This window comes from Pauljensenia sp. UMB3104 (genome assembly GCF_030217285.1).
GTDB lineage: Bacteria > Actinomycetota > Actinomycetes > Actinomycetales > Actinomycetaceae > Pauljensenia.
In genome coordinates this window covers 1-266 of the sequence record NZ_JASONN010000344.1, presented here as the reverse complement: position 1 = coordinate 266, position 266 = coordinate 1, and the positions used below count along the sequence as shown (strand labels likewise).

The 266-nt window shown below is 63.2% G+C and carries 1 pseudogene; it reads left to right on the top strand.

Annotation, left to right across the window (positions count from 1 at the left end):
* A pseudogene (locus QP415_RS11975) lies at positions 1 to 266 on the top strand (ribulose-phosphate 3-epimerase); the annotation flags it as partial.

Here is a 266-nt window from a genome sequence, read left to right as displayed (position 1 = left end):
CTGGCACGCGAACTGCACCGCATCGGTGCACGCGCCGGCCTGGCTCTCAAGCCCGCGACAGACATCGCCCCCTTCGTGGACATCCTCAACGAGTTCGACATGATCCTCATCATGACCGTGGAGCCGGGATTCGGCGGGCAGAGCTTCATCGAAACGATGATGCCGAAAGTCACCCGCACTCGGCGCGCTATTGAAGCAGCCGGCTTGGATGTGTGGATCCAGGTGGACGGCGGCATTTCCCGCTCCACCATCGAACAGGCCGCAGC